Raw genomic sequence first — 2,933 nt, forward strand, 5'->3', positions numbered from 1 at the left:
CGAGGGCATCACCGGGGACGGGCCTGCGGCCCCGCTGCTGCTGTGGCTCACTCGACCGGGAGACCTGGGGGCTGAGGACGACGACCTCGAGTGGTCCAGCGCGGCCCGCAGCGCCGGGAGCGAGCTCGGCGTCGCTCTGCCGATGGTCGTGGTCACCCGACAGGGCTGGCGGGACCCGCGCACCGGCACGCAGCGCACCTGGCGTCGGCTTCGTCCGGCACGCCGATGAGAGCAGGGCTCGCGCCGGTCGACCTCACCAGGTGTGGACCGGCTCGTTGGTGTGCATGTGCGCGCGGTAGTCGAGCAGGGTCGCCCGCAACGCGTCGAAGCGGTCCTGCCCCGACCGCTGAGCCATCTCTCGGGCGAACCACTCAGCACCGTTGGTGCCGAGCTGGCACCGCTGCTCGATGATGCCGAGCAGGCGCTCGGCGGTCGCCGTCTCCACGCCCCAGGCAGCCAGGCCCTCGTAGGCGAGTGGGAGCAGCCGCCGGAGCACCAGCTCGGTGGCCGAGACCTGACCGATCGAGGGCCAGTAGATCTGCGCGTCGATGCCGTGGCGCGCCGCGACGTGGAAGTTCTCCTCCGCGGCACTGAACGACATCTGCGACCACAGTGGCCGCTCGCTCTCGGCCAGGGCGCGGGTGAGGCCGAAGTAGAGCGCGGCGTTGGCCATCGTGTCGGAGACCGTCGGGCCCGCCGCCAGGACCCGGTTCTCGACCCGCAGGTGCGGCACGCCGTCGTTCACGTCGTAGACGGGTCGGTTCCACCGGTAGATCGTGCCGTTGTGCAGCCGCAGCTCGGAGAGCCCGGGCGTGCCGCCGGCCTCGAGGACGGCCAGCGGGTCCTCGTCGTCGGTGATCGGCAGGAGCGCGGAGAAGTAGCGGACGTTCTCCTCGAACAGGTCGAAGACCGAGGTGACCCATCGCTCCCCGAACCAGACTCGAGGTCGGACACCCTGGGCCTTGAGCTCCTCGCTCCGGGTGTCGGTAGCCTGTTCGAACAGAGGTATCCGAGTCTCTCGCCAGAGGTTCTTGCCCAGGAGGTACGGCGAGTTCGCGCCCACCGCGAGCTGGATCGCCGAGATCGCCTGCGAGGCGTTCCAGTAGGCGGCGAACTGGTCGGGAGAGGTCTGCACGTGCAGCTGGGTGCTGGTGCACGCGGCCTCGGGGAGGATCGAGTCGGACGTGGTCTCGAGGTGCTCGCCCTCCGCACCGGAGATCGAGATGACCAGGTCCTCGCCACGGGCGCCCAAGATCTGCTCGCTCAGCAAGCGGTAGCGCGGGTTGCCGCTGATGCTCTGCAACCCCATGTGACCCTCGGCCAGGGTCGGCAGGACCCCGATCATCACCAGGTGCGCGCCGACCTCTGCTGACTTGGTCTCCGCATCGTTGAGGCTGCGTCGCAGGTTGTCCTCGAAGCGCTCGAGACCACGCTCGCGCAGCTTGGCCGGCGGCACGTTGATCTCGATGTTGAACTGGCCGAGCTCGGTCTGGAAGTCGGGATCGGCGATCGCGGCCAGTGCCTCGGCGTTCTTCAGCGCCGGGTCGCCGGAGTCGTCGACGAGGTTGAGCTCGACCTCGAGCCCGGTCATCGGGTCGTCGGTGTCGAAAGCGGCCTCGCGCAGCATCCGGGCGAAGACGTCGAGGCAGCGTCGGACCTTCTCCCGGTGACGCGTGCGGTCCGAGGGGGTGAATTCTTGGAGGTCGACCTCTTCGCCCATGCCAGGAGGGTAGTGGGTCACCCCGCCCGCGACGCCTCGTCAAGGCCCGAGCGCCAGTCGATTGCCTCGTTCCACTGCGTCGGCGGGTGCGCGCGCTCGAGCAGGTCGGCCACCAGACGTGCGAGGTCGTAGCCCGGCTCGACCGACTCGCACCGGTCGAGGGCGCACCACGCCAGCGCCCCGTTGCCATGCAGCCAGGCCGCCCAGGCCAGGAGCGCAGCCGGCGCCGCCACGAGGTCCTCGGGGCAGCGGGTCAGGGCGTGGGTCCACCAGCCCACGGCCGCTCGAGCGCGCTCGCGGCTCAGCGTGCTCCATGCGGCGTCACGCAGACGGTCGTCGCGCAGGGCGAGGAGCATCCGGGCAAGCTCTGGGTCGTCGGGAAGGTGGTCCCCCGCGAGGTGCTCGGTGAGCGTGGTCTCGATCCACGCGCCTTCGGTGAGCAGATCGATCGCGGCGGGTCGGGAGCGCGCGAGGGACGTCAACCTCCGCACTCCCCCGGCGTCAGCCGCCAGCGTGCCCGCGAGGGCCGCCCGTGAGCCGTGGGTGACCCGTCCGTCGACGACTGCCTGCACCAGGAACGGGTGGGCGGACACGTCGTAGGCGACCCCGCTCAGCTGCGCCCTCCGGTCGCGGCCGACGAGGGGGTACCACCGCTCCTCCTCGACCCGCAGGGCGTCAAGGACCTCGATGCCCGCTCGGGCGAAGCCGTCGCGCACCGCGGTCCAGAGGCGACGAGACATCACCCGGTCGGTTCCGTAGACGAGGATCACGACCCGCGCCACACCATGCCTGCGCGCCGGAGCGACGAGCACGTCGACGGTCTCGGCGACCTCGGCGGCACTCGTCGGCAGGTCGACGCGGGCGTGGAAGGGGGCCGCGGCGCCGAACGTCAACATCACGATCGAGTCGGTCGGGTGGAAGCCGAGCACCACCGGCGCGAGCGCCAGGAGGTCCTCGGGCGAGCGAGCCGTCAGGGTCAGGGGCGTGGCCGCCTCGCGCGGGCAGTCGGGGTCGGGGGTGCTGGTGAAGGTCATGGGCTCGACCCTGCTCGCGCCGGCCGACGATCGGTCCCGCTCGCACCCCGGGCTGTGGAGAAGCTCCGTCCGCGGGCCCGCTGTGGAGAACCGGCGGGTGCCCTCGCCGCACGGGCACCGTCGGCGGTCACGACGACAGGGATAGGTTCTCGGGGTGCGCAAGCAGGCCTCGGTGCTCC

2 protein-coding genes and 1 pseudogene are annotated in these 2,933 nt (G+C 71.3%); 1 reads left to right on the forward strand and 2 read right to left on the reverse strand.

Annotation, left to right across the window (positions count from 1 at the left end; all coding sequences use genetic code 11):
• Nucleotides 1-229: pseudogene (locus VOI19_RS17385) on the forward strand (hypothetical protein); the annotation flags it as partial.
• Nucleotides 230-253: 24 nt separating this feature from the next.
• Here VOI19_RS17385 and VOI19_RS17390 read toward each other — a convergent pair.
• Together VOI19_RS17390 and VOI19_RS17395 are read right to left on the reverse strand one after the other, a co-directional pair.
• Nucleotides 254-1,720 carry a glutamate-cysteine ligase family protein gene (locus VOI19_RS17390; protein WP_323794211.1) on the reverse strand — a complete coding sequence of 489 codons (1,467 nt, stop codon included), beginning with the start codon at nucleotides 1,718-1,720 and terminating at the stop codon, nucleotides 254-256.
• 17 nt (nucleotides 1,721-1,737) lie between these two features.
• The gene (locus tag VOI19_RS17395) at nucleotides 1,738-2,754 is read right to left on the reverse strand and encodes a DUF4192 domain-containing protein (RefSeq protein ID WP_323794212.1); all 1,017 of its coding nucleotides are present in this window, start codon (nucleotides 2,752-2,754) and stop codon (nucleotides 1,738-1,740) included.
• Nucleotides 2,755-2,933 lie beyond the last annotated feature (179 nt).

It is taken from the genome of Nocardioides sp. (assembly GCF_034670285.1).
GTDB lineage: Bacteria > Actinomycetota > Actinomycetes > Propionibacteriales > Nocardioidaceae > Nocardioides.